This is a genomic window from Fictibacillus sp. FJAT-27399, from assembly GCF_001510655.1.
Classification (GTDB): Bacteria; Bacillota; Bacilli; order Bacillales; family Fictibacillaceae; genus Fictibacillus_C; species Fictibacillus_C marinisediminis.
Genome location: NZ_LMVC01000008.1, coordinates 1 through 23,679, shown reverse-complemented (window position 1 = coordinate 23,679; position 23,679 = coordinate 1). Strand labels below are relative to the sequence as shown.

Genomic DNA, 23,679 nt, shown 5'->3' with positions numbered 1-23,679 from the left:
CCTCCCCTACTCCTCATTCAGTACAGATGCCAGTTTCTCGTACAGGTTCAAGAACGATTCAATCTCTTCTCCACTGAACACCTTTAGAAAAGGAGCAACCACCTCAAAAACTTTCTCATCTGCCCATTGAAAGACCTTTAACCCTTCTTCTGTCAAAGACAAGTACACAATTCTTCTATCCTTTTGGTCTCTTATCCGATCGATATATCCTTTCTCTGCCAGCCGCGTAACAATAGCTGTAATGGCGCTCTTATGTACACAAAACGCCTCTGCCAGCTCAGTCGTCGTGCAGGATCCGAATCTTTTAATATAGCTCAGCGTCATGTGCTGGTCATTCGTCAGCACATCCTGAAGCTGCTCCTTGATCAGGGCACCGAACCTTTTATTCACTGTAAAGGAAGCCGCTTCATACCGGCCAAGTATGCTTTGCCATTTCCCAACATCCATTGTATTCACCCATTTTCCTACTTAGACTATAACTAGTTCAAGAATTGAACTGTTCACGATGATAACTGTATGACAAAATGGCGGTTCCGGTCAAGATTGAATTTTCCGGAAATTTAAAAAAGCCGCCCTGTCAGACAGGACGGCCTTTCATACGTCTTATGCAATCTTTTGTGCTTCTTCAAATTCTGATTCGATCTCAGCAGATGGTTTTGCTGTCATCATGCTGACCGCTACAATAACGACTGAGCAAACGATAAAGCCTGGAATAATTTCGTACACTGCTTCAAATGCTTTAATTTGCTCCCAGATAATAACGGTCAGTGTACCCGAAAGCATGCCATAAAAGGCTCCCCATTTCGTCATTCTTTTCCAGTATAAACTTAGAAGAACGACCGGTCCAAACGCCGCTCCAAATCCTGCCCACGCATAGCCAACAAGGTTAAGGATAGTTTTATTCGGATTAAGAGCAAGAACTAAAGCGATCACTGAAATCGCCAATACAGAAAGGCGTCCGACCAATACAAGTTCTTTGTCTGAAGCGGATCGCTTAAAGAACGCTTTATAAAAGTCTTCTGTCATAGCACTCGATGTGACAAGCAGCTGTGATGAAATCGTACTCATAACCGCTGCTAAAATAGCGGCTAGCAGGAATCCCGTAATCAGCGGATGAAACAGCACTTCCGATAGCACGATAAATACGGTTTCAGCCTTTTTCTCACCGAGCCCTCCGCCGTTAAGATTGAAATATGCAATACCAACCAGACCTGTAAACATTGCTCCAACAATGGAGAAAATCATCCAGCCCATTCCGATTCTTCGCGCATTTTTCATCTGCTTGACAGAAGAAATGGCCATAAAACGGACGATGATATGAGGCTGTCCAAAATAACCAAGTCCCCACGCTAAGAGAGAAACGATTCCGATCAAGCTTGTCCCCTTAAAGGCGTCGAGCAATTTCGGATCGATGGATTGAATTTCTGTAAAAGTTGGCCCTGTCCCGCCGAGTTGAAAGATTGTTACGACCGGCACGAGGATTAACGCAATAAACATGATCGTCCCTTGAACAAAATCAGTCCAGCTGACGGCAAGAAAACCGCCAAACAGCGTATACAGAACCACGACACTGGCGGTCAGCCAAATTCCCCATGTGTAATCGAGATTGAAAGCCGTCTTAAATAGTTCGCCGCCTGAAACCATTCCAGATGAAGTATAAAACGTAAAGAAAATCAAAATAACAATTGCTGATGTAATTCTTAGAATTCGGGATGTATCCTTGAATCGATTTTCAAAGTAATCCGGAATAGTAATAGAATTATTTGCTATTTCCGTATACGTACGAAGGCGTGGTGCAACAAAAAGCCAGTTTAAATAGGCACCCGCTGTCAGACCAACAACGATCCACCCCGCACTTAAACCGGAAACATACATTGCTCCCGGCAGACCCATGAGCAGCCAGCCGCTCATATCAGATGCCCCCGCACTCAGTGCTGTGACTGCAGGCCCCAAATCTCTGCCTCCCAGCATATAATCAGTCAAGTTCGCTGTTCTTCGGTAAGCAAACCAGCCGATCAGCAGCATCCCGGCCATATAAATGCCGATGGACACTATTACCCCATATTCCATTGTTTCTCCCCCTTTTTCCCTTTCGATACTTCTCCCTTTGTTAACGCTTTCAGATTGAACATAAAAAATGCTGCTCCCCGGCTATCTTACCAATGGAAAAGTAACTGAAAAGTAGCTCTATTTAAAAATTTATCACAGCAATTTTTTTTAAACAATGCTTTTATTTAGAAACTACTTGTGCTTAATGCTTGTCCGAGAAAACAAAATAGAGGCCGGCAAACATCAGAACGAGCCCGATCATCCTTTTATACGTAAAATGGACAGGTTCATTGCCAAACCATCCAAAATGGTCAATGACAACACTCATGATCAGCTGGCCAATGATGACTGCCGTAATGGCACTTGTTACTCCAATCTTCGGAACAGCCATGATAACAATAAATACATAGATGGCCCCCAGCACACCCCCGATAAGGTTCCATTTTGGAACGTTCCACACTGTACTGAGACTGCCGTTCCCCCAAATCAGCATAAAAATAAGGAGCATCACGGTTCCCGTAAAAAAGGAAACGAAAGCACCTTCGATTGAACCAATCTTCTTTCCAAGCGTTCCGTTTACAGCCGCCTGCATGCTTTGCCCCATTCCGGAAAACAAAGCAAGCAACAGCACGATGACTTTTGCCATTGCGTTCTCCCCTTGCTCGTTGTTTTTTCAACTATGTACTTTTACTCAACAAAAAACACCACACAGTTGGTGGTGTTTAATTATTAATCTGGCTTGAAAATATAGTCTACAAGATCTTGAAACACATTGACATTGTCAGTCAGCAGGAACACCGGAAGAAGTAAAATGGCGAAAAGCACTAGAAGATTAGATCCTATTACGCGAACAACTATCTTTTTTAAAGTATTCATTGTTCTCACTTCCTTTTCAATGATTATAACGCCTGTTGCCTGAGTAGTCAAAAAATTTCGTGAAGTTTTTTAAATGGATAACTGTAGTTTATTGTGCTGCCATGGTTTCTAGAAGCAAAATTCTTAACTGTAATTCGGTACATTCCCTTTTTGTTTTTTCAAAACTATATAGGAATCGATCAATAAGCTTTTGCCCAATAGACAAGCTCTTCCGCTTCTTTTCCGCAGCAAACACACGTTTTCGAAATAACCTCCTGCTCAAATGGCATACAGCGGGAGGTCGCGCCTGTCTCTTCTTTTATTTGATCCTCACACTTACGGTCTCCGCACCACATGGCTTTAATGAAACCAGGATTAGATTCCAGCACCGCTTTGAATTCGTCCATGCTGAGGGCGATGTTCGTTTTCTCTTCGCGGTGTGCCTTTGCTTTTTGCAGCAGACCTTTTTGGATTTCTTCCAGCAGAAGCGGAATACGTGTTTCCAGTTCATCAAGAGAAAGGAAGATTTTTTCTCCTGTATCCCTGCGGACCGCAACGGCCTGATTCTTTTCGATATCTTTCGGGCCAATCTCAATGCGAAGCGGTACACCTTTCATCTCATGCTCGCTGAATTTCCATCCCGGTGACTTATCGGATGCATCAATCCCCGCACGGACCGTTTTGTTCAGCTGGTCTTTAAGCTCATACGCTTTGTCGAGCACCCCTTCTTTATGCTGAGCAATCGGGATGACCATCACTTGGACTGGAGCGATTTTTGGTGGAAGAACAAGCCCTCGGTTGTCTCCGTGCACCATGATCAATGCACCGATCAGGCGAGTCGTGATTCCCCAGGACGTTTGGTGTACGTGCTGAAGTTTCCCTTGCTTGTCGGTGTATTGAATGCCAAATGCTTCAGCAAATCCGCTTCCCAGGTGATGTGATGTTCCTGTCTGCAATGCTTTTCCGTCATGCATCAAGCTTTCAATCGTCAGTGTGAACTTCGCTCCGGCAAACTTTTCTTTGTCTGTTTTCCGGCCACGAAGGACAGGCACCGCTAAATACTCTTCACATATATCCGCATAAACTTCAAGCATCCTTCGGGTTTCCTCTCCCGCTTCCTCATCGGTCGCATGGCACGTGTGGCCTTCCTGCCAAAGGAATTCAAGAGAGCGAAGGAAAGGACGCGTGGTCTTCTCCCAGCGAACAACATTGCCCCACTGGTTATACAGCTTTGGAAGGTCGCGATATGAATGAATGATGTTCGCATAATGCTCGCAGAAAAGCACTTCAGAAGTCGGACGGACACAGAGGCGCTCCGCAAGCTTCTCCTCTCCCCCGTGTGTAACCCATGCCACTTCAGGAGCAAATCCTTCGATATGATCTTTCTCTTTTTGAAGGAGGCTCTCTGGTATAAACAATGGAAGATAGACATTCTCATGACCGGTATCCTTAATCTGGCGGTCAAGTTCTTTTTGGATATGTTCCCAGATCGCATATCCGTATGGACGGATGATCATGGATCCTCTTACACTTGCATAATCGACGAGATCCGCTTTACGTGCGACGTCAGTGTACCATTGTGCAAAATCATCTTCCATGGCAGTAATTTCTTCAACCAGCTTTTTTTCTTTTCGCATCATTATCTCTTCCTTTCTATTGTAAAAACCGTGAAAAGGAACGCAAAAAAACCCGATCCTTTAAAAGGGACCGGGGTATTGGTGGTACCACCCTTATTTACAGACGAATTCACTCTGTACACTCATTTTGGTAACGGCACTTTCCGCAGACATCTTATGAACGATGCCGAACTCCAAGGCAGGTTCGAATGCTGTCTCCCGGAAACCTTTCAGCTGTAAGTTTCCTCTCTTTGGAAAGACGAAGTTTTTTTCTGAAGGAAAAAAACCACTACATTCTACTAATCCTTTTCAACGCTTCTTCTATATTGGATTAAGAAATAATATATTCATTTTTCTGGAAAAAGTCAAGAACCGTTTGCAGAGAATATAGAACTGCATCAATTACTAAGAAACAAGGTTATACTGTAAACAGGTAAGGCTGCTGAACAGGTTTCAGCTCAAGCCTTTTTGGAAAAAACAACTTACAAGACTATGTGCAGAAAGGATAACGCCATTGAGAAAAGGATTGGAAGTCTTTTTACGTCTCGGTCTGACGTTACAAGTATTGAAAACAGCAATCGCCGCAGCCCTTGGCTGGATGGTTTCCTCCCATCTCTCTCAAAATGACTATCCGTTCTTTGCTCCGTTGGCAGCTGTGCTGACGATGCAGGTCACTATTGCTGGATCGATGGAAAAGGCGATCTATAGAGTGTGCGGGGTCATTGGCGGAGTCATTATCAGCATGCTGATTGGGCACTGGCTAAAATTGAACGCGGGATCTATCCTTCTAGTCGTATTGGTCGGCATGGCAGTAACAACGGCCTTCCGGATGCCGGCTCAGGTGGTCTCTCAGGTGTCTGTAAGTTCCATTCTTGTCCTCGCGTTTGGACAGGGTTATGCGCTCAGCCGTATTGTGGAAACGATCATCGGTTCAGCCATCGCAGTACTGACAAATGCTCTGCTCGTCCCTCCCAACACGATACCTGCTGCAGAAGAGCTGCTCTTAAAGTTATCGAATAAGGCATCCATAACCTTAAAAGATCTTGTTCTCCTTTGGGACAGGACGCTCTCTCACCGCCGAGAGATCCAGCAGGAGGTCAAAGAACTGACAGAGCAGAACGAGAAAGGCATTGAAGCTGTTGTTCTCGCCAGTCAAAATCTCCGGTTCACCCCTTTCTTTACGAAGCGGCGCATACGGCTGGAGCACCTTGAAACCGGAATGAAGCATCTGAATCACATTACACTGCAGATTCGCGGCATTGCCCGCGGGATTCGGGATCTTTCCACTAATCTTGATGATCATGCCGCCTCTGAAGAAATCACGCAGTTAAATTTGGCCATTGAACATACGTCAGACTGTATTGCTCATTATGGAATGACGGTCATTGATCCATCCGCCGAAAATTTGTTAAAACTCATCTCAAGTGTAAAAGAAGCACAGGAAATTCAGTCTCATTGTCTTTTCATTCTAAAACGCTACGAGTCATTGACGATCCTGCGGGATGTAGGTGCCATACTTACCGATTTAAACCGAATTTTAAAGGAGACTGGCGGACAAACCGTCGTAAGTACAGGGAGAGTGTTTTAAAATCAAAAAGCAGTGAGATCTCCGTAAAGGAATCCACTGCTTTTTGTTCTTTTTACTTTATTGTGATGCCCGATTTTAATTGATGATAGTGGTTGAGCACGGTTTCAGACAGGATGGACCCTGCTTCAATTCCGGTAAACTGCTCTATAGCTCGTTCGATACCTTTTTCATATATCGCTTCCTGAATAGCGACTGCTTCTGGATCCTCTTTATAATCATAGAGAAGAGCTGAAGCAATGACTCTTGTTAACGAAACTGGGACATCTCCAGTCAGCTGAAGATATTGAACGGCTGGGCTCACAAGACGGTCTGCCGGTCCAAGTTTACGGATCGGAGAACGTCCAACTCTCGTCACCTCGTCCGTGATATAAGGATTCACAAAACGATTTACAATTTTTTTGATATATTTCTGATGTTCATCAGGGTCAAAGGCATATTTGCTGACGAGCATACGTCCTGTTTCCTGCAGCGTTTGTTGAATCAGTTCCTGCAGTTCTTTGATTTTCATCGCTTCATCAATGGTTCGCATGCCAGCTTGATACCCGATGTATGCAGCTGCTGCATGTCCAGTGTTCACCGTGAACAGCTTTCGCTCAATATACGGTTTCAAATCCTCTACATAGGTGATTCCTTCGACTTCAGGTCTGCTCCCGATGATTTTCGTCTCATCTACTGCCCACTCATAGAAAGGTTCTACCTTAACCATCAGTTTATCTTCATTGGACTGATTGGGAACGATGCGATCAACCGCTGCATCCGGAAATCCAAAGCGGGAATCAAACAGCTGCTTCTCGCTTTCTTCCAATTTCTCGTAAACTTTTTCTTTTAAAAGTGTACTTCCGCCGATCATGTTTTCACAGGCGATGATATTTAAAGGAGCGTTAGTTGCTGCTATTCTTTTACGAAGTCCTTCAGCAATGGAGCCAGCGATAAACGGAAGAATGTTTGGTCCAACTGCTGCTGTTACCAGGTCCGCATTTGCGATGAGCTCAATTACCTGATCAGGATCTGTTCCGCTGTTAACCGCTGATACATTCCTGATCTGAAGTTCTTCCTGGCTTTTATCCGCAAGAACTACAGTATACTGATTCTTTTCATTCAATAAGTCTACGATTTCCTGGTTTACATCTACAAATACTGTTCGATAGCCTGATTGAAACAATAAGTTGCCAATAAATCCTCTGCCAATGTTACCCGCTCCAAAATGTACAGCCAGCATATTAGTTTACTCCTTCAAAGTAGTCTAGAATCTCTTCTTTTGAACCGGCATTTACGATCCCCAGTACATTTTCTTCTTCAGAACAAACAATGGCGATTTGTGAAAGAATCTCCAAATGCTCGTCGCCTTTTCCGGCAATTCCAATCAGCAGTTTCACTTCATTTCCAGGTCCAAATTCCACTCCGCCCGGCACTTGGATAATAGCAATCCCTGACTCCTTGACCGCTTGCTTTGCATCCTCCGTACCATGCGGGATGGCCACAAAATTCCCCATATACGTAGAGGTCAGCTGCTCCCTCTCCAGCATTTTTTCAATGTATTGCGGTTCAACATATCCATTTTCCACTAACAGGTTTCCGGTTAATCGGATCGCATTTTCCTTGCTCTCCACTTCCGCATTTAATAGGATGTTTTCTTTCGTTAACACTGATGACATATTATCCTCTCCTTAATTCTGTTAGTTTTTCTTTATAAAACTGATCAAACTTTTCCGCCAGATAGGCTGATAGTTTCTGTTCATCCTTTGATTCGAACAGCGCAATGCTTTGTTCGTTTTCAATAATAATGGAACTGATAAAGCTGAGTACCTCTAATCCCTGGCTAGAATACTCGCTGGGCGCAAGCAGAAGCAGTATATTGTCAGCTTCAATGACAGTCTGATCCATGGCGGGCACCCTGATGGCATCTTCCAGCCCATAAATGGTAAAGGAAGGTTTAACGACCTCATCACTGCGTGCATGGTAAAGCACAAGCTCGGTATTCGGTATCCCAAGTCCGCCCAGTTTTTCACGTTCAAACAGTGCAGCAGCAACCTGTTCGCTGCTATGCAGGGCACCTGCTGCAGCCAGAGCTTCACAGGCTTCCTTTAGGATGAGCTCAACGCCTTTCCGGCCATGGACAGGGGTCAGTTTAAATCCTTGTAAGAGGTCCACGATGGCATCGGTATACTTCTTGATGCTCTCCAGCCCTTCCAAAAACTGTTTTGGATCTTTTTCCCCCGTGCTGGTTTCGAGCAAAGCAGAACGCTTCTCTTCTGAATGTGCTCCGGCTGTCTCTGCGATGTATTGCTTAACCTTCTGCAGTTCCTCCTCGTTAGGGATGGGGCTGAGGACAATATACGGAGAATGATAATCCGGCAGATGTATCGTAGAAATGACAAGATCATACTCTTCCGTGTCCATCTTATTCAATTCAAAGAGTGATACATTTTTCAGTTCCTTAATTTCAGGTATTTCCCGTTTCAGTCGAGTCGCAAGCATTTTGGACGTCCCAATACCCGTAGAACAGATCACTAAAGCTTTCAATCGTTCAGCATGGCGCCCGTTCATCAAAGCGGAACCAAAATGCATGACAAGATAGGCCACTTCCTCATCTGGAACATGCAAATCTGGAAAAATAGCTGCGGCCCCTTCCTGTACGATGTGAAAGAGATCTTCATAATCTTTTTTAATCTTGGGCATGAGCGGGTTAGAGATCCCCATGTTTTGCTTGATCCGGTACAGCGCCGGTTTTAAATGCGTAACTAGCCCCTGAAAGAGCGATGCGTTCCCTAAAAGTTCAATACCGGTCTTTTCACCGACAAACATCATCAGGCTTTTCGCTTTTAAAGCCGTTTGAAAACTCGACTCCTCCAACAAGTATCCTTTGTCCTGCCTAAGCTTGGCACCTTGCAGATGCATCGTAATATAGCCTACCTCTGCTTCAGGTATGTCGGCATGAATGACATTCTTCAGCTTTTCAATAATTTTTTCAGCTGCCTTATATTCCGGTGCAGTCTTTAACGTCTCCAGAAAAGCCTCGTCCATATTGATGTTTTCTCCCTGCAGAATTCGTTCGATGGCCAGTGTCAGATGGACGACCAGGCCGATATAGGCACTGTCTGCAATGGGATAGGGAAGCTCTTCATTCACTTCTTCGATCGCTTTCTCTACCGTCAATAGCCGGTTCTTTTCAACGAGTCCCAATAACCGCTCAGAAATGGAATCAGCCGTATGAAGAGATTTTTTCTGGATATTTTCTTTTACGAGTGATAAGAATTCAGTTTCGTTAAGATTTTGCGCAATGATTTGGCTCATCGCTCTTCTTTTTGCTTTTTCGTCCCCTGTAATTTCTACTCCGTATCCTCTTTTTCTAACGAGGGTCAGATCAAATTCAAGCAGACGGCTTTCTAATTTTGTTAAATCATTGCTGATCGTAGCGATGGTCACGTTTAAATCATGAGCCAGTGAGACAAGCTTAACCGGTTCCTTCGCTTCCAGAAGGGAACAAAAAATCATGGTCTGCCGCTCTTCAGGCGTGTACTCGTTATACGATAAATGAAACAGCGCCAGCTTCAGTTCTTCCATTCTCTGTTCGTCCCCGATGATCTGTATACCTACTCCTGATTTTTTGATCAGCTCCAGTTCATACTCTTTTAGCGTATTTTCAAGTTCTTTTAGATCACGGTGGATCGTCCGGGTACTCACATCAATTTCATCCGCAAGATCCTTGACCGTCATCTCTTCTTTTTTAGATAATAAGATTTCAATTATCAGTCGTTCTCTTGCCGATATATACATGTTTTTCACTCCACGTTAATGACAATATTTAATTTGCATACCCTTAATTAAATAATAAAGCCACGCCGTTCCTTAATACAACGAAATGAAAAGCCGATTTCGTCATCATCATTGTTGCCATGATTTAAAAAGTATAGAAAAAGTCCGATTCCTGGGAACCGGACTTTTCGATCAGTGCAGGCTTTTGGCTGCTTTTAACTTCTCAAGCAGTTCTTCATATTTCGGTGAGTTTAAAAAGTTCTCAACTGAAATATGTTTTGCGCCCGGTAGTTTAGCTTTTGCACGATCGGTTAAATCTTTGTGGGTGATGACCAAGTCTGCATCAGCGGGCAGATTGGTAATCGAAGTATTGGACACGGAAACATCCAGCCCTGCTTTTTGAACTTTATTTTTGAGTATAGAAGCTCCCATTGCACTCGAACCCATACCCGCATCACAGGCAAAGATAATTTTCGAAACGTCTTCATACTCGTTTTCTGCGATTGGCATACCTTTAGGCTCGGCAGGTGCTGTTGTACCTTTGCTTTCTACTAACTCATTCAGCAGTTTTTCATATTTAGGACTGTTCAAGAAATTTTCTACTGAAATGTGTTCGGCATTCGGCAGTTTTGCTTTCGCCCGGTCTGTTAAATCTTTATGCGTAATGACGATATCTGCATCAGCGGGAATATTCGTAATCGATGTATTAGACACCGATACATCCAGTCCCGCTTTTCGTGCTTTGTTTTTTAAGATTGATGCGCCCATTGCACTTGAACCCATACCTGCATCACAAGCGAAAATAATCTTTTGAACGTCGGCACGGCTTTTTTCTACAGCGATGTGGTGCCTGGCACCACCAGACGTTTGTTGCACTTGCGTTTCTTTCGGTTGGACAAGTGATGAAGCACGGCTTTCTTTTCCTTTAAGTGCAGATGTTTTTTCTGTCGCTTTTGTCAAATCATCTTCATCTGTTTGTTTGGAAGATTTTAAGATGACAGAAGAAATCAAGAAGGATACGGCTGCCGCAGCCAGAACTCCAGCTATGACCCCAAGGTAGTGTCCTCTCGGTGTCATGGCAATAAGAGCAAAGATACTTCCTGGTGACGGAGCGGCTACCAATCCTGCGTCAAACAGCAAGAAAGTGAATACACCGGAAGCACCGCCTCCGATTACCGCTAAAAGAAGTAACGGTCTCATCAGAATATACGGGAAGTAGATCTCATGAATCCCGCCAAGGAAATGGATAATGGCAGCCCCTGGTGCCGATTGTTTCGACATTCCTTTTCCAAAAAGGATGTAAGCCAATAGGACACCCAGCCCTGGTCCCGGATTGGATTCCAACAAGAACAGAATGGATTTTCCTGCTTTGGTGGCTTGCTCAATTCCCAGCGGGCTTAAGATCCCATGGTTAATGGCATTGTTTAAGAATAACACTTTTGCTGGTTCGATAAAGATGCTGGCCAGCGGCAGCAAGTGTGCGTCTACAATAGCCTGTACTCCTGCAGCAAGCGTTTTGTTTAACGTTAATACAACCGGTCCAATTCCTTTGTAGGCAATGATCGTTAAAATTCCGGCAATAATCCCGGCGGAAAAGTTATTCACGAGCATCTCGAAGCCGGATTTCACTTTTCCTTCAATCATCTTGTCAAACTTCTTAATGGCATACCCGCCAAGAGGCCCCATAATCATGGCACCTAGAAGCATTGGAATGTCTGCTCCGACAATAACCCCCATCGTTGCCGTGGCACCAACGACACCGCCTCGCAGGTCATAAACGATGCGTCCGCCTGAAAATCCGATAAGCAGCGGCAGCAAGTAAGTGATCATCGGGCTAACCAGTTTTGCCATATCTTCATTTGGAAGCCATCCTGTAGGAATGAATAATGCCGTGATGATTCCCCAGGCGATGAACGCCCCTATGTTTGGCATGATCATACCGCTCAAATAGCTGCCAAACCGCTGTATTTTTACTTTAGCGCCTGTCTTTGTCTGTTCAGAACTTGCCATATCAATCGAAACCCCTTTCCTATTTGGTACTATTCGTACAATCTATAGGTCTTATGCTCTAATAATAAAGCGTTTACACACCATTTTTCAATTCAAAGAAAAGGGCATTTTGTCACCATACTTGTTGTCATGTTTAAAACATAAAAAAAGCTGCCATCCATAAATACCATCTGGAAAGCCTTCTTCAAAATCTAAAATTTCTTTACGTAGCTTGTCCTCGTCCTTTTTCTTCATTAGACTCACCTCCTGGAACAATTACCTTTGGCTCATTTTCGTGATTATTTATGCCTCTTGTTCTATAAACTCGCGGAGCTTAAACACACCTTCAAATAACATCTCAGCACTATTCTGATCAAATAATATCTATATATATTGGTGCTGGTTAAAATTACAAAGGATTTGACCAACAGCAATTCATCCTGAGGCAGCGAATGATTATAGGGAAAATCTACATAAAGGAGTTGGTGTAGGAGTGTACGCTGCAGGAGTAATTGACGAAGCAAAAATCCCTTCATTTAAGACTCATGAACAGGCAAAGTTATGGTTTAAAGAAAAGTATGGCGATGCTTTTCAGCTCTCAAATGTTGAGCCGATCGATGGCCAGCAATGCTATTCCTATGTGCTGATCTTAGATGTGCACACTTACATACGTGGACAGGCTGATTTAAAAGAGCATGGAATAATGAAAGATGCACTGAAATATTTAAGTAGCCATCAATCTATTTATATTACGGATGATGGAAGCGTTCACTTCGTTAATTAAATGATAATTGTGAACGATTCATATGTATTTAGATGTTATTTTATATTAATTTTAAGTAAGCCACTTTAAATTTTCACCGACGGGTTTAATTTGAAGACACCATTTATAAAAAAAAAGAATCGAGAATTGTGGATAACCACAAATAAGTACATAGGATTAAGTTGTCTGATTTAGTTGATGTAAAAATAACTTGAAATAATTACTACAAAAAAAGGGGCTGTCCTGAAAGTCGAAAATTTACCTTCAGCAGCTCCTTTTTGGCTTGAAAATCTTCAATGAAAAGTTGATTGAAGTGGAAGGTGCAAGACTCCTCGAAAATGAACTTCACATTTTCTTCGTGTGATAAAAAGCTGCCGGAGCCTTCCTTGTCCTGCGGGACTAGCGTGACAGGTGAGACTCCCGCAGGCGCTAGCGCCCAAAAAGTAGGCGTTCACGCCGGTAAGGCTCACCGCACGCCCCGCGGAAAGCGAGCACCCTGGAACGGAAATCAACAGCTTACAGACTTCTTGGACAGCCCCTTTTTGATTTGGACAGCCAGGGTACAACTTAGTTTTAAAAAGACATTTCTGTTGTAAGATAAAAGAGTTCTTTACTGATACTTGTCAAACTTTTTTGTTGTGCTAAACACTTGATCAAGGACATAGCCTGCTTCATAGTGGAATGCTATAAGAGCGAAATATCCATATAATATTTCACTAAGTGCTCCATAATGAAAAAACCCCTGGAAGTTAAATTCCAAGGGAGAAAAGCACTTTATTATTCAGTAAAGGACTTCTTTATCTAGTAAAATGCTATTTTAGCGTAAAACACCAGTAAATTTCCACTGGCTTTTACTTAATACTTATTCTACTGTTACACTTTTCGCAAGATTACGCGGCTTATCAACATCACAGTCACGGTGAAGTGCTGCATAGTAAGCAATCAATTGAAGCGGTACAACAGATACGAGCGGAGTAAGGTACTCATGTACTTCAGGAAGTACGATGCGGTCGCCTTCGTCCTTCGTCGCTTCTGTACTGATCACGCAAGTTTCTGCTCCACGGGCTGCTACTTCTTTTACATTTCCGCGGATGCTCAAGTTCACGTGTTCTTGTGTAGCTAGAGCGATAACTGGCGTTCCTTCTTCAATCAAAGCAATCGTACCATGCTTAAGTTCTCCTCCTGCAAAGCCTTCTGCTTGGATATAAGAGATTTCTTTAAGCTTTAGAGAACCTTCCAAACAAACAAAGTAATCAACCGCACGGCCGATAAAGAAAGCATTGCGTGTTACTGATAGGTATTCCTGTGCTACACGATCCATGGTTTCTTTTTGGTCTGTCAATGTTTCCATTGCGTTTGCCACAATCGCAAGCTCTTGAAGCGGATTGAAATCAAGCTCGATGCCTTTTGCACGAGCAGAATCAACGGCAAGAATAGCAAGGACAGCAATTTGCGCTGTATAAGCTTTTGTTGATGCTACTGCGATTTCAGGTCCTGCATATAGGTGAAGTGTATGGTCAGCTTCCCTTGAAAGGGTAGAGCCAGGAACGTTAGTAATCGTCAACGCTTTATGGCCAAGCTTTTTCACTTCTACCAATACCGCACGGCTGTCGGCTGTCTCTCCTGATTGAGAGATAAAGATGAACAATGGCTTCTGAGAAAGAAGCGGCATGTTATAAACGAATTCACTGGCAATATGAACCTCTACAGGGATATTGGCAATGTTTTCGATCAGCTGTTTACCTACAAGTCCTGCATTGTAGCTTGTTCCGCAAGCCACGATGTAAATGCGGTCTGCACCTTTCATCGCGCTGCGAATATCGTCATCAAGCTTAAGATTGCCTTCCTCGTTTTGATACTGCTTGATGATGTTACGCATAACAAATGGCTGCTCATCAATTTCTTTCAGCATATAGTGAGGGTACGTTCCCTTTTCGATATCACTTGCATCCAATTCAGCTGTGTATGGATCACGTGCTACTTCTTTGCCGTCCAGTGTTTTGATGGTATAGGAGTCACGTGTTACGATAACGATCTCCTCATCCATCAGTTCAACGTATTGGTCTGTTTGAGAAATCATGGCCATAGCATCACTTGCTACAACGTTAAATCCTTCTCCTACGCCGACCAATAGCGGGCTTTTATTTTTACCAACATAGATGGTGTCTGAATCTTGGTTATCGACTAACGCAATCGCGTAAGAGCCTTTAATAACAGAAAGCGCGTGGCGGAATGCTTCTTCCACGTTCTCCCCTTCGCTGACAAACTTTTCAATAAGCTGTACAACAACTTCTGTATCTGTATCACTTACGAATTCAACATTCGGTAAGTATTCTCTTTTAATATTCTCATAGTTCTCAATAACACCGTTATGCACAAGCGTAAATCGCTCTGCAGTACTTTGGTGTGGGTGAGAGTTCACCTTGCTTGGCGCTCCGTGTGTTGCCCAGCGGGTATGTCCGATTCCCATTGATGTTTCAACGCCTGAGTCAACGATATCACGCAATACAGCGATTCTTCCTTTTTCTTTGAAGACTTGAACGCCGTCATTATCAACTACAGCAATACCTGCTGAGTCATAACCGCGGTACTCTAATTTTTCCAGTCCGCGAAGCAAGATTTCTTTAGCATCCTTATTCCCTACATAACCTACAATTCCGCACATTTAATATATCCTCCCTTGGGTCAGGTATAGCCCAAAATATGGGCTGGCACCCGCCTCTGTAACAGGGGGACTGTGAGCGGGGCTCACAGCCCCACCTATGTTTGATTTATTTTGTTAGCCACTGCTTTTAATTTTGTACAGGAAGTCGCCTTGCCTGTTTTATTTAAAAGCTTACGAAAGTGACTGGTTCCGAGAGGCATCCGCCGAAAAATCGATGAACCTCTTCCTCGTCAACTATTTTCTTCCGTCCGAAAATAGTTCAGGCGCTTAGGTTAATAAATTGGCCGCTCTATCCACCTTCCCGTTTCGAAGTAAATTCAAACCTAATGATATCTTGTTTCGATTTAAGCGTCAATTGGTTGCTAAGCAGCTTAATAAATATTTAATAAAATATGCATAAGCGAACCCGCTGGTGATACGCTTATGCATAGGTTTCGTGCCTATCTTGATGAATGAGGGTGCATTTGACTAAACAAGTTCCGCCTTGACCACATCAGCTATCTGATCAGCATAGATTTGGCATTGTTCCTTCGTAGGTGCTTCGACCATGACACGCACCAACGGCTCAGTTCCCGATGGACGGACAAGTACACGCCCGTTTCCGTTCATTTCTGCTTCGACCTTCTCGATCGCAGATAGGATCGTTGTATTGCCTTCAAGCTTTGTTTTATCTACAACTCTAACGTTGATTAAAAGCTGAGGGAACTTATTCATTTCATCCGCAAGCTCAGATAATGGCTTTTTCGTCTGCTGGACGATGCTTGCTAATTGAATAGCCGATAACATGCCATCACCCGTCGTGGTATGGTCAAGGAAAATGATATGTCCTGATTGCTCTCCGCCCAGGTTATATCCGCTCTTTCTCATTTCTTCCATCACATATCGGTCGCCGACAGCAGTCTGAACCGATTTTACTTCTCTGTCTTCAAGTCCTTTATAGAATCCAAGGTTGCTCATCACAGTGGAGACGATGGTATCGTTCTTCAGTCTTCCCTGTTCTTTTAAGTAGACGGCGCAAATAAACATGATTTGGTCGCCATCCACGATGTTCCCCTTTTCATCAATCGCAATCAGACGGTCTCCGTCCCCATCAAAGGCCAGACCCATGTCTGCTCCTTTTTCCTTGACCAGTTCAGCCAGTTTTTCAGGGTGTGTGGAACCTACACCATCGTTAATATTTAGACCATTTGGGCTTGTTCCCATCGTTGAGATATCGGCTTCCAGGTCAGCAAACAGATGCGGAGCCAAAGAAGATGTTGCACCGTGAGCGCAGTCGAGTGCGATATGCATACCGGAAAAATCGCCAGGGACGGTTTGTTTTAAATATTGAAGGTACTTTTGTCCGCCTTCGAAATAGTCGCCTACTGAGCCGATATCGCCGCCTGAAGGGCGCGGAAGCTCGTCTTTCTCCTGATCGAGGAGAGCTTCAATCTCTGCTTCCTGCTCATCCAAAAGCTTAAAGCCATCCGCTCCGAAAAACTTAATTCCGTTGTCAGCGACTGGGTTATGGGAAGCAGAGATCATGACACCTGCCTGAGCGCCAAGTGCCTTTGTCAAGAAAGCAACGCCAGGTGTCGAGATGACACCTAAACGCAATACTTCAGCTCCCGTAGATAAAAGGCCAGCCACCAATGCTCCTTCAAGCATATGACCAGAAATTCGTGTATCTCTGCCGATCAGTACTTTTGGTTTTTGGGTTTCCTTTGTTAATACATATCCCCCAAATCGGCCAAGTTTAAAAGCTAATTCTGGTGTAAGCTCTGTATTGGCAACTCCTCTTACCCCGTCTGTTCCAAAGTATTTTCCCATGATTTAATTCTCTCCTTCAGTAATTGATTCGGTACGATCCGATTGTCCCTCTGCCTTTGATTGAGAAAAGGTTGGGTTATTGTCCGGCTTGCTGCCGGCAGTGCCGTTATTCTCGTTATTGCTGTTCTTATCCCCGCTCTGCGATGTGGTTTGGTCAGTCTGGTTATCAGAGCCAGTCTGGGTTGCTGTGGTTTCGATTTTAATTTTCGCCGTCGTAAACTCCTTTTTCATTTGAAGGTTCTTGGAGTTTGAGGCTTTTATCGAAATCGTATGCTCGCCTGGTTTCAGCTTGCTGACATCAACATATGCCCTAATATCTGAAGCCACCAATGCATCAACTGTTTTTTTGCTGCCTGTAATGGTCACATCCATCTTTCCGCTCGCAGGAGATAAGAAAGACGCCTGCTGTTCAGGAATCTCTCCCCTCATTTCAATAGGGATATCCTTAAAGGTCTTTGTTTTCACGTCATTCTCTACATCCACTTTTACTTGGACTTGTTTGGGATTTACAGCTTCTGTGCCTTTTGGAAGAGGCACATCAACGTCTATCGTTGAATCTTCTTTAATCTTGTCTAAATCTATGTCTACGCCGCTTACTTCACTGATTTTATCAAGGGCGGATGAAGGACCTGTTAACGTCACTTCTTTCGGATCCACAGTTATACCTGCAAGGGTAAGTCCGTCAGGAAGGTTGCCTTTTTCATTCAGGCTCAGCGGTACCGTTTTACTTGGTTTTGTAATAGGGACCGTAACATTGACAGACTTTGGATCAATCAGTACATCGAGCAGATTGCCTTGACTGTCGTAAGCCCGCAGCGGCACCCTTGATTCTACCTTATCCTTGGCATTCGAAACATCCACAGATGCCCGGATACTTGCAATATCACTGATGTAATCCTCTGGACCTGTTACATACACACTCTTCGGCGAGTAGCTAAGTTTTCCGGCTTCATAACCCTCCGGCAGCTTATTCTTGTTCTTGATATCCACAGAAATCGGGATCTGCTTCGTTTGTTTTCGGTGAAGCGTTACTTCCACTTCCTGAGGTGATGGAACGGCTCTTAACCCTTCCGGAACATTCCTGATTTTCACAGGAACTTTTTTTGTACCTGGACCCATCTTTGTAAGATCGATATAGACTTCCATTCGACGGTCTACTTTTAATGCTTTCGTCAGCAGATTGGAAGAACCCGTCAGCTTGACGTCCACCGATCGGGGCAAGTCTGTAAGTACGTATTTATTTTCATCAAAAAAAGGCGTAATGGCAACCCCGCTTACTGTTTCACTCGTCTTGGAGACGGAGGTGAACAGGGATTGCCGGTCAGATTGCTGCTGGTTTTCCATGGATAGGACGGTATAAAGCATTAATGCCAAAAGAAAAGCGATAATTTTTACAAACCAATTGCTCTTAAGGAGTTTGTCCATTTTTCTTCCCCCTCCAATTCCAGCGTGATGAGGAAGCATTTCTGCCAGATACCATTAATTCCGCATTCAATAAAGCTCTCAGTGTTTCCTCATTCAGGTTGCGATGGATTTCTCCGTTCTTCGTAATCGAGATGCCACCGGTTTCTTCTGAGACAATGACAGTAATCGCATCTGTCACTTCACTTACACCGATAGCCGCTCTGTGCCTTGTACCCAGTTCTTTGGAAACAAAAGGGCTTTCGGTCAACGGAAGATAACAGCCTGCCGCAACGATCTCATTCTGCCGCAAAATAACCGCTCCGTCGTGCAGGGGCGTGTTGGGCACAAAAATATTGGTCAGCAGCTCTGATGACAATTTCGAATGAATAGGAATCCCTGTTTCCACATAATCGGTAAGACCGGTTTCTCTTTCAAACGATATGATGGCCCCAATTCGGCGCTTGGCCATATAACTGGTTGACTTAACGATCGCATCAATGGAGTTTCCCATCTCCTCTTCGTCAGCTAAACCAGATCGGGAAAACAGTTTTCCCCTGCCGAGCTGCTCCAGCGCTCTCCTTAATTCAGGCTGGAAAATAATAATAATGGCCAATAATCCATATGTAATGGCTTTATCCATCAGCCAGCCCATTGTCCGCAGTTCAAAGAAACTGCTCGCAAGCCATACAGCTACAATGACCACAATTCCTTTTAAAAGCTGTACCGCCTTGGTTCCTCTTATCAGCATTATTAATTTATAAAAAACATAGGTAACCAGCAAAATATCAACGATCTGGCTGATATAGCTACCTAAACTAAAACTTCCAACAGGCAACATGACATCACTCCACTTCAGGGAACTACTCTTTCTATGTTAATGTAGTGCAACAATGATCATAATTATTCGGTATCCCTTATTATAGCATATCCCATCCGCTGCCATAAAAGTTGGAGACTGGCTGGCCAGGTGTCTTTGGCTGCGTTATAAAGTCCCGAAAAAGTAAAAAGCCAGCCATAAACAGGCGGCTTTTTAGATCTTCATATTAGTTCGATACTAAATATTATTTTTGTTCCTCTCCTGTGAAGAACATTTTAAGTTTATACCAGACCCATTCAACCACTTGATGGATTTCCTGGCTGTCACCGGTTATCTGGCCCGCGGAAGCCATATATTTTTTCCCTTTGATGACGACGACATTGCCGTCAACCTTTCCTTCCACCCTCACATCGCCATTTTCTACGACCAGGTCACCTTTGACCGTTTTTCCTTTAGGAACGATAACTGTATGCGTGGATGGCTTGATCTGAACGTTATCCGAGCCGGAGACTACTGATAGTTCATTCCCCGTACTCCAATTGGCCATGACTGAACCGAACATTATGATTAAGAATACTGCAGCCGCAGTCAGGACTGGATAACGCCTGATCCATTGAGCCGGCATCCTTTTCTTTTTCACGGCAGGAAGCTTCTTCATTACATTCTCTGTAAAATGGTCGGGAGCAACAACAGGCGCTGATTCTTTCATGTCGGAAATGATTTCCTTCAGGGCATAATAGTGCTCTCTGCAGGCTTCGCAATTTTCCAGATGTATGTTCAGCTCTTTCTGCTCCAGCTCCGTTATATCCCTATCCAGGGCTTTATCAATCAGGCTCATATATTTTTCTGTATCACATGACATTATGTTCACCTCGATTTTGCAACCTTTTTATACACCTTTTTTAACGCTTCTCTTCCCCGATGTATCCGTGTTTTGACAGTCGGAACGGGCAAATCCATAACAGAGCTGATCTCTTCAAGCGATAGATCTTCGACATACTTTAGCAGGATCGCTGTCCTGTACTTTTCCGGAAGTTTCATGATTTCCTGCTGGAGATGATCCCGCTTTTCCTTTTCCTCCACTTCCTCTTCCGGAAGTGGATCCGCTCCTGCCACCTGGCTGTAAAGCGTTGCTCCTTCCGTTCCTGGAATTTCAGCATCCATAGAGTAATCCGGTTTCTTTTTCCGCAGTTTATCAATACACAAGTTTGTGGCGATGCGATACAGCCACGTTGAAAACTTATAGCTTCCACTGTATTTATCAATGTTTACGTAAGCGCGGACAAATGCTTCCTGAGCAAGGTCCTCCGCCTCATGGCTGTCTCCGACCATTCTGTAGCACAGCCGGTATATTTTATCTTTGTAAATTTCAACAAGACCTTCAAAAGCCTCCTGGTTCCCTGCTTTCACTTGGGTAACCAGATTATTAATTAATGAATCCATTTCAATTTTCCACCACCAGTTGCGGTTCGTATTTTTCTACGTTTAGTATTCAAAAAAGTTTCATATTCCATAAAAAATTGAGCAATTTTTATTTTAGCATGAAAACAGACAGGGATTGAGAAATGTTTTGTACAAAATTTAGAAAATGAGTTTTAATTTGGATAATTGAGGGAATAGTGGAATTAAAGATTTTTTTTAAGGAGCGTGTACACATGGACCGCAATATCCTGCTAAGAGAAATTGAAGTTTCACGGAAAAAAATGAATGAAATGTCTAAAATTATGCCTTTAATCGCTGAAGAAATTGTTGAAATCAGCCAACACATAGATGCTCTATTAAATGAATTCCAAAAAGCAAACGTAAAAAACAGCTACTCGTAATCGAGAGCTGTTTTTTTGATTTATAATTATAATAATTTTTCGCCAAATAGTGATCCCATTAGCGCCACAGCGACTGTCGCTGTCTTGTTTCTTTCGTCAAGAATTGGATTGACCTCTACAAATTCTGCTGAAGTAATAATCTGAGACTCGGCCAGCATTTCCATCGCCAAATGGCTTTCTCTGTAACTGATTCCACCAAGAACCGGCGTACCTACACCCGGTGCGTCAAGCGGATCCAATCCATCAAGGTCAAGGCTTAAATGAACACCGTCCGTTTTTTTAGAAAGGTATTCAATCGTTTCCTCCATTACCTTGGTCATTCCGATCCGATCAATTTCATGCATTGTGTATACTTTAATACCGCGTTCTTTGATTAATTCTTTTTCTCCTTCATCCAATGAACGGGCACCGATAATAACAATATTTTCAGGCTTAACTTTTTGCTCATATCCTCCAATGCCGGTTAAGGATTCATGCCCGATTCCCAAACTTGCTGCAAGGGGCATACCATGAATGTTTCCGCTTGGTGAAGTATCAGCGGTATTCAAGTCTCCATGAGCATCATACCAGATGACGCCAAGATTTTCGTAGTGCTTGGCAATTCCTGCAAGAGAGCCGATCGCGATACTGTGGTCTCCTCCAAAGACAAGAGGAAACCGGTTTTCCTGAATGACATTAGAAACCGTGTCTGCCAGCTTTTCACTTGCAGTTGAAACTTCTTGAAGGTTCTTAAGATTGGTGTCTATTTTTTCTTCTATTGTCCCAGGCCGGGCAATCTCTATGTCCCCGAAATCCTGGACATTATAATTTATATCTTCTAAACGTTCCACAATTCCTGCATATCGAATGGCGCTTGGCCCCATGTCAACGCCGCGCCTTGTCTGCCCTAAATCCATCGGTACTCCGATGATCGTAATATCCTTCTTCATTCTGTACGGCCTCCCCTTATGCTGTGTTTCAAAAAATTCTATAAATTCATTGTAGCCTGTCTATTCGTGTTGGTTCAACTGGACAGAAATATGCATAGATATACCGATACGTAAGCGCTTTCGAGGAGGTTGATGGATAATTATTAGGACAAAAGCACCGTCCTCTTTATTGGATCAGGAATCCTTGAAGGTTTGAAAGACATAAAAAAGCCCTTAGACATTCGTCTAAGGACAGTACTTATTATGTATGGTGGAGCCTAGCGGGATCGAACCGCTGACCTCCTGCGTGCAAGGCAGGCGCTCTCCCAGCTGAGCTAAGGCCCCATAATGGAGCGGGTGATGAGAATCGAACTCACGACCAGAGCTTGGAAGGCTCTTGTTTTACCACTAAACTACACCCGCATATTATACTTTGTAACCATTGCTATCATCTTTTATTCAGAAGTTCAAATGGTGAGCCATGAAGGACTCGAACCTTCGACCCTCTGATTAAAAGTCAGATGCTCTACCGACTGAGCTAATGGCTCGTGTTGTAACATAATCTGTCGGAAATAAAGATGGTGGAGGGGGACGGATTCGAACCGCCGAACCCAAAGGAGCGGATTTACAGTCCGCCGCGTTTAGCCACTTCGCTACCCCTCCACATAAAAAAAGGCTTCAGACATTACTTATAAAAAAATGGTGCCGGCTAGAGGACTTGAACCCCCAACCTACTGATTACAAGTCAGTTGCTCTACCAATTGAGCTAAACCGGCCTGCCGTTGGGATAAATAATGGTGGAGGATGACGGGTTCGAACCGCCGACCCCCTGCTTGTAAGGCAGGTGCTCTCCCAGCTGAGCTAATCCTCCATATTAATGAATGTTATTTTCTTAACGAAAAAAATTGGTGACCCGTACGGGATTCGAACCCGTGTTACCGCCGTGAAAGGGCGGTGTCTTAACCGCTTGACCAACGGGCCGACTGGAGCTTCCAACCGGGCTCGAACCGGTGACCTCTTCCTTACCATGGAAGCACTCTACCTACTGAGCTATGGAAGCATGGCTCCACAGGTAGGACTCGAACCTACGACCGATCGGTTAACAGCCGATAGCTCTACCACTGAGCTACTGTGGAATAATAATAAAACCACATACGAGTATGTATGAAATGATAGCCTGGCAACGTCCTACTCTTACAGGGGGAAGCCCCCAACTACCATCGGCGCTGAAGAGCTTAACTTCCGTGTTCGGTATGGGAACGGGTGTGACCTCNCTTACAGGGGGAAGCCCCCAACTACCATCGGCGCTGAAGAGCTTAACTTCCGTGTTCGGTATGGGAACGGGTGTGACCTCTTCGCTATCGCCACCAGACTGTCTTTCAAAGGATGTCCTATTTTCTCAAGGACAAGTTACATTTTACAATGTATTTGCTCTTTTGACAAGAACTTTTTTAGAAAAAATGAGGTATATTCCCTCAAAACTAGATAACTTCTTCATCCAAACTTTCACTGATGCTAACGTCCAGCTCCATGGACCATATCCTCGAGGTCGTTTCAATCCCTCCTACGAACACCAAAAACGTGTTCTCGTCAGGATCTCCAACGCTTGTCGGATATAAACGGTTCATACCGCTTTT

General features: G+C 43.9%; 20 protein-coding genes, 9 tRNA genes, 1 rRNA gene and 1 other annotated feature. Of the genes, 3 read left to right on the top strand and 27 right to left on the bottom strand.

Annotated elements, in window-relative coordinates; all coding sequences use genetic code 11:
• Nucleotides 1-6 precede the first annotated feature (6 nt).
• The 4 genes from AR335_RS21605 to proS form a co-directional block, all read right to left on the bottom strand.
• Nucleotides 7-447 carry a MarR family winged helix-turn-helix transcriptional regulator gene (locus AR335_RS21605; RefSeq protein ID WP_062240054.1) on the bottom strand — a complete coding sequence of 147 codons (441 nt, stop codon included), beginning with the start codon at nucleotides 445-447 and terminating at the stop codon, nucleotides 7-9.
• Nucleotides 448-603: 156 nt separating this feature from the next.
• The gene (gene putP / locus AR335_RS21600) at nucleotides 604-2,070 is read right to left on the bottom strand and encodes a sodium/proline symporter PutP (protein WP_053356127.1); all 1,467 of its coding nucleotides are present in this window, start codon (nucleotides 2,068-2,070) and stop codon (nucleotides 604-606) included.
• 181 nt (nucleotides 2,071-2,251) lie between these two features.
• Nucleotides 2,252-2,695 (bottom strand): DMT family transporter, encoded by a 444-nt coding sequence (locus AR335_RS21595; protein ID WP_053356128.1) that lies wholly within the window; start codon nucleotides 2,693-2,695, stop codon nucleotides 2,252-2,254.
• A gap of 409 nt (nucleotides 2,696-3,104) precedes the next feature.
• Complete coding sequence (proS, locus tag AR335_RS21590; RefSeq protein WP_369795871.1) at nucleotides 3,105-4,541, bottom strand: proline--tRNA ligase; 1,437 nt, start codon at nucleotides 4,539-4,541, stop codon at nucleotides 3,105-3,107.
• Between the two features lie 62 nt (nucleotides 4,542-4,603).
• Nucleotides 4,604-4,842: a binding site (T-box leader), on the bottom strand.
• A gap of 192 nt (nucleotides 4,843-5,034) precedes the next feature.
• Between proS and AR335_RS21585 the strand changes: the two genes are divergently transcribed.
• A complete protein-coding gene (locus tag AR335_RS21585) occupies nucleotides 5,035-6,108 on the top strand; it encodes an FUSC family protein (protein ID WP_062240046.1) in 1,074 nt (357 codons plus the stop codon).
• Nucleotides 6,109-6,160: 52 nt separating this feature from the next.
• Here AR335_RS21585 and AR335_RS21580 read toward each other — a convergent pair whose 3' ends face one another.
• The 5 genes from AR335_RS21580 to AR335_RS24580 all read right to left on the bottom strand — a co-directional run bounded on the left by AR335_RS21580 (nucleotide 6,161) and on the right by AR335_RS24580 (nucleotide 12,108).
• Nucleotides 6,161-7,327 carry a mannitol-1-phosphate 5-dehydrogenase gene (locus AR335_RS21580; protein WP_062240043.1) on the bottom strand — a complete coding sequence of 389 codons (1,167 nt, stop codon included), beginning with the start codon at nucleotides 7,325-7,327 and terminating at the stop codon, nucleotides 6,161-6,163.
• Between the two features lies 1 nt (nucleotide 7,328).
• Nucleotides 7,329-7,763, bottom strand: coding sequence for a PTS sugar transporter subunit IIA (locus AR335_RS21575; RefSeq protein WP_053356132.1), 435 nt, complete (start codon nucleotides 7,761-7,763; stop codon nucleotides 7,329-7,331).
• 1 nt (nucleotide 7,764) lies between these two features.
• Complete coding sequence (locus tag AR335_RS21570) at nucleotides 7,765-9,885, bottom strand: BglG family transcription antiterminator (protein ID WP_062240040.1); 2,121 nt, start codon at nucleotides 9,883-9,885, stop codon at nucleotides 7,765-7,767.
• A gap of 171 nt (nucleotides 9,886-10,056) precedes the next feature.
• On the bottom strand, nucleotides 10,057-11,874 hold the full coding sequence (locus AR335_RS21565) for a PTS mannitol-specific transporter subunit IIBC (protein ID WP_062240031.1): 1,818 nt from the start codon (nucleotides 11,872-11,874) through the stop codon (nucleotides 10,057-10,059).
• Nucleotides 11,875-11,961: 87 nt separating this feature from the next.
• Complete coding sequence (locus AR335_RS24580) at nucleotides 11,962-12,108, bottom strand: hypothetical protein (RefSeq protein ID WP_156419133.1); 147 nt, start codon at nucleotides 12,106-12,108, stop codon at nucleotides 11,962-11,964.
• A gap of 238 nt (nucleotides 12,109-12,346) precedes the next feature.
• On the opposite strand from AR335_RS24580, the gene AR335_RS21560 reads away from it, so the two are divergent.
• Nucleotides 12,347-12,637 (top strand): hypothetical protein, encoded by a 291-nt coding sequence (locus AR335_RS21560; protein WP_053356135.1) that lies wholly within the window; start codon nucleotides 12,347-12,349, stop codon nucleotides 12,635-12,637.
• Between the two features lie 272 nt (nucleotides 12,638-12,909).
• On the opposite strand, the gene AR335_RS24575 is transcribed toward AR335_RS21560, so the two are convergent.
• The 7 genes from AR335_RS24575 to sigW all read right to left on the bottom strand — a co-directional run bounded on the left by AR335_RS24575 (nucleotide 12,910) and on the right by sigW (nucleotide 20,754).
• Nucleotides 12,910-13,128 carry a hypothetical protein gene (locus AR335_RS24575; RefSeq protein WP_156419132.1) on the bottom strand — a complete coding sequence of 73 codons (219 nt, stop codon included), beginning with the start codon at nucleotides 13,126-13,128 and terminating at the stop codon, nucleotides 12,910-12,912.
• 350 nt (nucleotides 13,129-13,478) lie between these two features.
• Nucleotides 13,479-15,281 (bottom strand): glutamine--fructose-6-phosphate transaminase (isomerizing), encoded by a 1,803-nt coding sequence (gene glmS, locus AR335_RS21555; protein WP_062240028.1) that lies wholly within the window; start codon nucleotides 15,279-15,281, stop codon nucleotides 13,479-13,481.
• 468 nt (nucleotides 15,282-15,749) lie between these two features.
• The gene (gene glmM / locus AR335_RS21550; RefSeq protein WP_062240027.1) at nucleotides 15,750-17,090 is read right to left on the bottom strand and encodes a phosphoglucosamine mutase; all 1,341 of its coding nucleotides are present in this window, start codon (nucleotides 17,088-17,090) and stop codon (nucleotides 15,750-15,752) included.
• Between the two features lie 3 nt (nucleotides 17,091-17,093).
• On the bottom strand, nucleotides 17,094-18,515 hold the full coding sequence (locus AR335_RS21545) for a CdaR family protein (RefSeq protein WP_062240024.1): 1,422 nt from the start codon (nucleotides 18,513-18,515) through the stop codon (nucleotides 17,094-17,096).
• Nucleotides 18,499-19,329 carry a diadenylate cyclase CdaA gene (gene cdaA, locus AR335_RS21540; RefSeq protein WP_197275530.1) on the bottom strand — a complete coding sequence of 277 codons (831 nt, stop codon included), beginning with the start codon at nucleotides 19,327-19,329 and terminating at the stop codon, nucleotides 18,499-18,501. The genes AR335_RS21545 and cdaA overlap by 17 nt, the downstream gene beginning before the upstream one ends.
• A gap of 226 nt (nucleotides 19,330-19,555) precedes the next feature.
• Nucleotides 19,556-20,173 carry an anti-sigma factor family protein gene (locus AR335_RS21535; protein ID WP_062240021.1) on the bottom strand — a complete coding sequence of 206 codons (618 nt, stop codon included), beginning with the start codon at nucleotides 20,171-20,173 and terminating at the stop codon, nucleotides 19,556-19,558.
• A gap of 5 nt (nucleotides 20,174-20,178) precedes the next feature.
• Nucleotides 20,179-20,754: an RNA polymerase sigma factor SigW gene (gene sigW, locus AR335_RS21530; RefSeq protein ID WP_062240018.1), complete on the bottom strand. Its 576-nt coding sequence runs from the start codon at nucleotides 20,752-20,754 to the stop codon at nucleotides 20,179-20,181.
• A 212-nt stretch (nucleotides 20,755-20,966) separates the two neighbouring features.
• Here sigW and AR335_RS23365 point away from each other — a divergent pair, with 212 nt between their 5' ends.
• Complete coding sequence (locus AR335_RS23365; RefSeq protein WP_082683650.1) at nucleotides 20,967-21,134, top strand: aspartyl-phosphate phosphatase Spo0E family protein; 168 nt, start codon at nucleotides 20,967-20,969, stop codon at nucleotides 21,132-21,134.
• A gap of 26 nt (nucleotides 21,135-21,160) precedes the next feature.
• Here AR335_RS23365 and rocF read toward each other — a convergent pair whose 3' ends face one another.
• The 11 genes from rocF to rrf form a co-directional block, all read right to left on the bottom strand.
• Nucleotides 21,161-22,063: an arginase gene (gene rocF, locus AR335_RS21525; RefSeq protein WP_053356158.1), complete on the bottom strand. Its 903-nt coding sequence runs from the start codon at nucleotides 22,061-22,063 to the stop codon at nucleotides 21,161-21,163.
• A gap of 248 nt (nucleotides 22,064-22,311) precedes the next feature.
• Nucleotides 22,312-22,387, bottom strand: a tRNA-Ala gene (locus tag AR335_RS21520).
• Nucleotides 22,388-22,391: 4 nt separating this feature from the next.
• Nucleotides 22,392-22,465: transfer RNA gene (locus AR335_RS21515), tRNA-Gly, on the bottom strand.
• 49 nt (nucleotides 22,466-22,514) lie between these two features.
• A tRNA-Lys gene (locus AR335_RS21510) sits at nucleotides 22,515-22,590 on the bottom strand.
• A 31-nt stretch (nucleotides 22,591-22,621) separates the two neighbouring features.
• Nucleotides 22,622-22,705, bottom strand: a tRNA-Tyr gene (locus AR335_RS21505).
• Nucleotides 22,706-22,742: 37 nt separating this feature from the next.
• Nucleotides 22,743-22,818, bottom strand: a tRNA-Thr gene (locus AR335_RS21500).
• A 19-nt stretch (nucleotides 22,819-22,837) separates the two neighbouring features.
• Nucleotides 22,838-22,913: transfer RNA gene (locus AR335_RS21495), tRNA-Val, on the bottom strand.
• Nucleotides 22,914-22,948: 35 nt separating this feature from the next.
• Nucleotides 22,949-23,023, bottom strand: a tRNA-Glu gene (locus AR335_RS21490).
• A gap of 3 nt (nucleotides 23,024-23,026) precedes the next feature.
• Nucleotides 23,027-23,102, bottom strand: a tRNA-Thr gene (locus tag AR335_RS21485).
• 1 nt (nucleotide 23,103) lies between these two features.
• A tRNA-Asn gene (locus AR335_RS21480) sits at nucleotides 23,104-23,178 on the bottom strand.
• 131 nt (nucleotides 23,179-23,309) lie between these two features.
• Nucleotides 23,310-23,404 (bottom strand): 5S ribosomal RNA (rrf, locus tag AR335_RS21475).
• Nucleotides 23,405-23,679 lie beyond the last annotated feature (275 nt).

What these genes read in the sequence shown, in the direction of transcription:
- AR335_RS21605 (WP_062240054.1), bottom strand. Translation starts at nt 447, where the DNA reads ATGGATGTTGGGAAATGGCAAAGCATACTTGGCCGGTATGAAGCGGCT.
- putP (WP_053356127.1), bottom strand. Translation starts at nt 2,070, where the DNA reads ATGGAATATGGGGTAATAGTGTCCATCGGCATTTATATGGCCGGGATG.
- AR335_RS21595 (WP_053356128.1), bottom strand. Translation starts at nt 2,695, where the DNA reads ATGGCAAAAGTCATCGTGCTGTTGCTTGCTTTGTTTTCCGGAATGGGG.
- proS (WP_369795871.1), bottom strand. Translation starts at nt 4,541, where the DNA reads ATGCGAAAAGAAAAAAAGCTGGTTGAAGAAATTACTGCCATGGAAGAT.
- AR335_RS21580 (WP_062240043.1), bottom strand. Translation starts at nt 7,327, where the DNA reads ATGCTGGCTGTACATTTTGGAGCGGGTAACATTGGCAGAGGATTTATT.
- AR335_RS21575 (WP_053356132.1), bottom strand. Translation starts at nt 7,763, where the DNA reads ATGTCATCAGTGTTAACGAAAGAAAACATCCTATTAAATGCGGAAGTG.
- AR335_RS21570 (WP_062240040.1), bottom strand. Translation starts at nt 9,885, where the DNA reads ATGTATATATCGGCAAGAGAACGACTGATAATTGAAATCTTATTATCT.
- AR335_RS21565 (WP_062240031.1), bottom strand. Translation starts at nt 11,874, where the DNA reads ATGGCAAGTTCTGAACAGACAAAGACAGGCGCTAAAGTAAAAATACAG.
- AR335_RS24580 (WP_156419133.1), bottom strand. Translation starts at nt 12,108, where the DNA reads ATGAAGAAAAAGGACGAGGACAAGCTACGTAAAGAAATTTTAGATTTT.
- glmS (WP_062240028.1), bottom strand. Translation starts at nt 15,281, where the DNA reads ATGTGCGGAATTGTAGGTTATGTAGGGAATAAGGATGCTAAAGAAATC.
- glmM (WP_062240027.1), bottom strand. Translation starts at nt 17,090, where the DNA reads ATGGGAAAATACTTTGGAACAGACGGGGTAAGAGGAGTTGCCAATACA.
- AR335_RS21545 (WP_062240024.1), bottom strand. Translation starts at nt 18,515, where the DNA reads ATGGACAAACTCCTTAAGAGCAATTGGTTTGTAAAAATTATCGCTTTT.
- AR335_RS21535 (WP_062240021.1), bottom strand. Translation starts at nt 20,173, where the DNA reads ATGTCATGTGATACAGAAAAATATATGAGCCTGATTGATAAAGCCCTG.
- sigW (WP_062240018.1), bottom strand. Translation starts at nt 20,754, where the DNA reads ATGGATTCATTAATTAATAATCTGGTTACCCAAGTGAAAGCAGGGAAC.
- AR335_RS23365 (WP_082683650.1), top strand. Translation starts at nt 20,967, where the DNA reads ATGGACCGCAATATCCTGCTAAGAGAAATTGAAGTTTCACGGAAAAAA.
- rocF (WP_053356158.1), bottom strand. Translation starts at nt 22,063, where the DNA reads ATGAAGAAGGATATTACGATCATCGGAGTACCGATGGATTTAGGGCAG.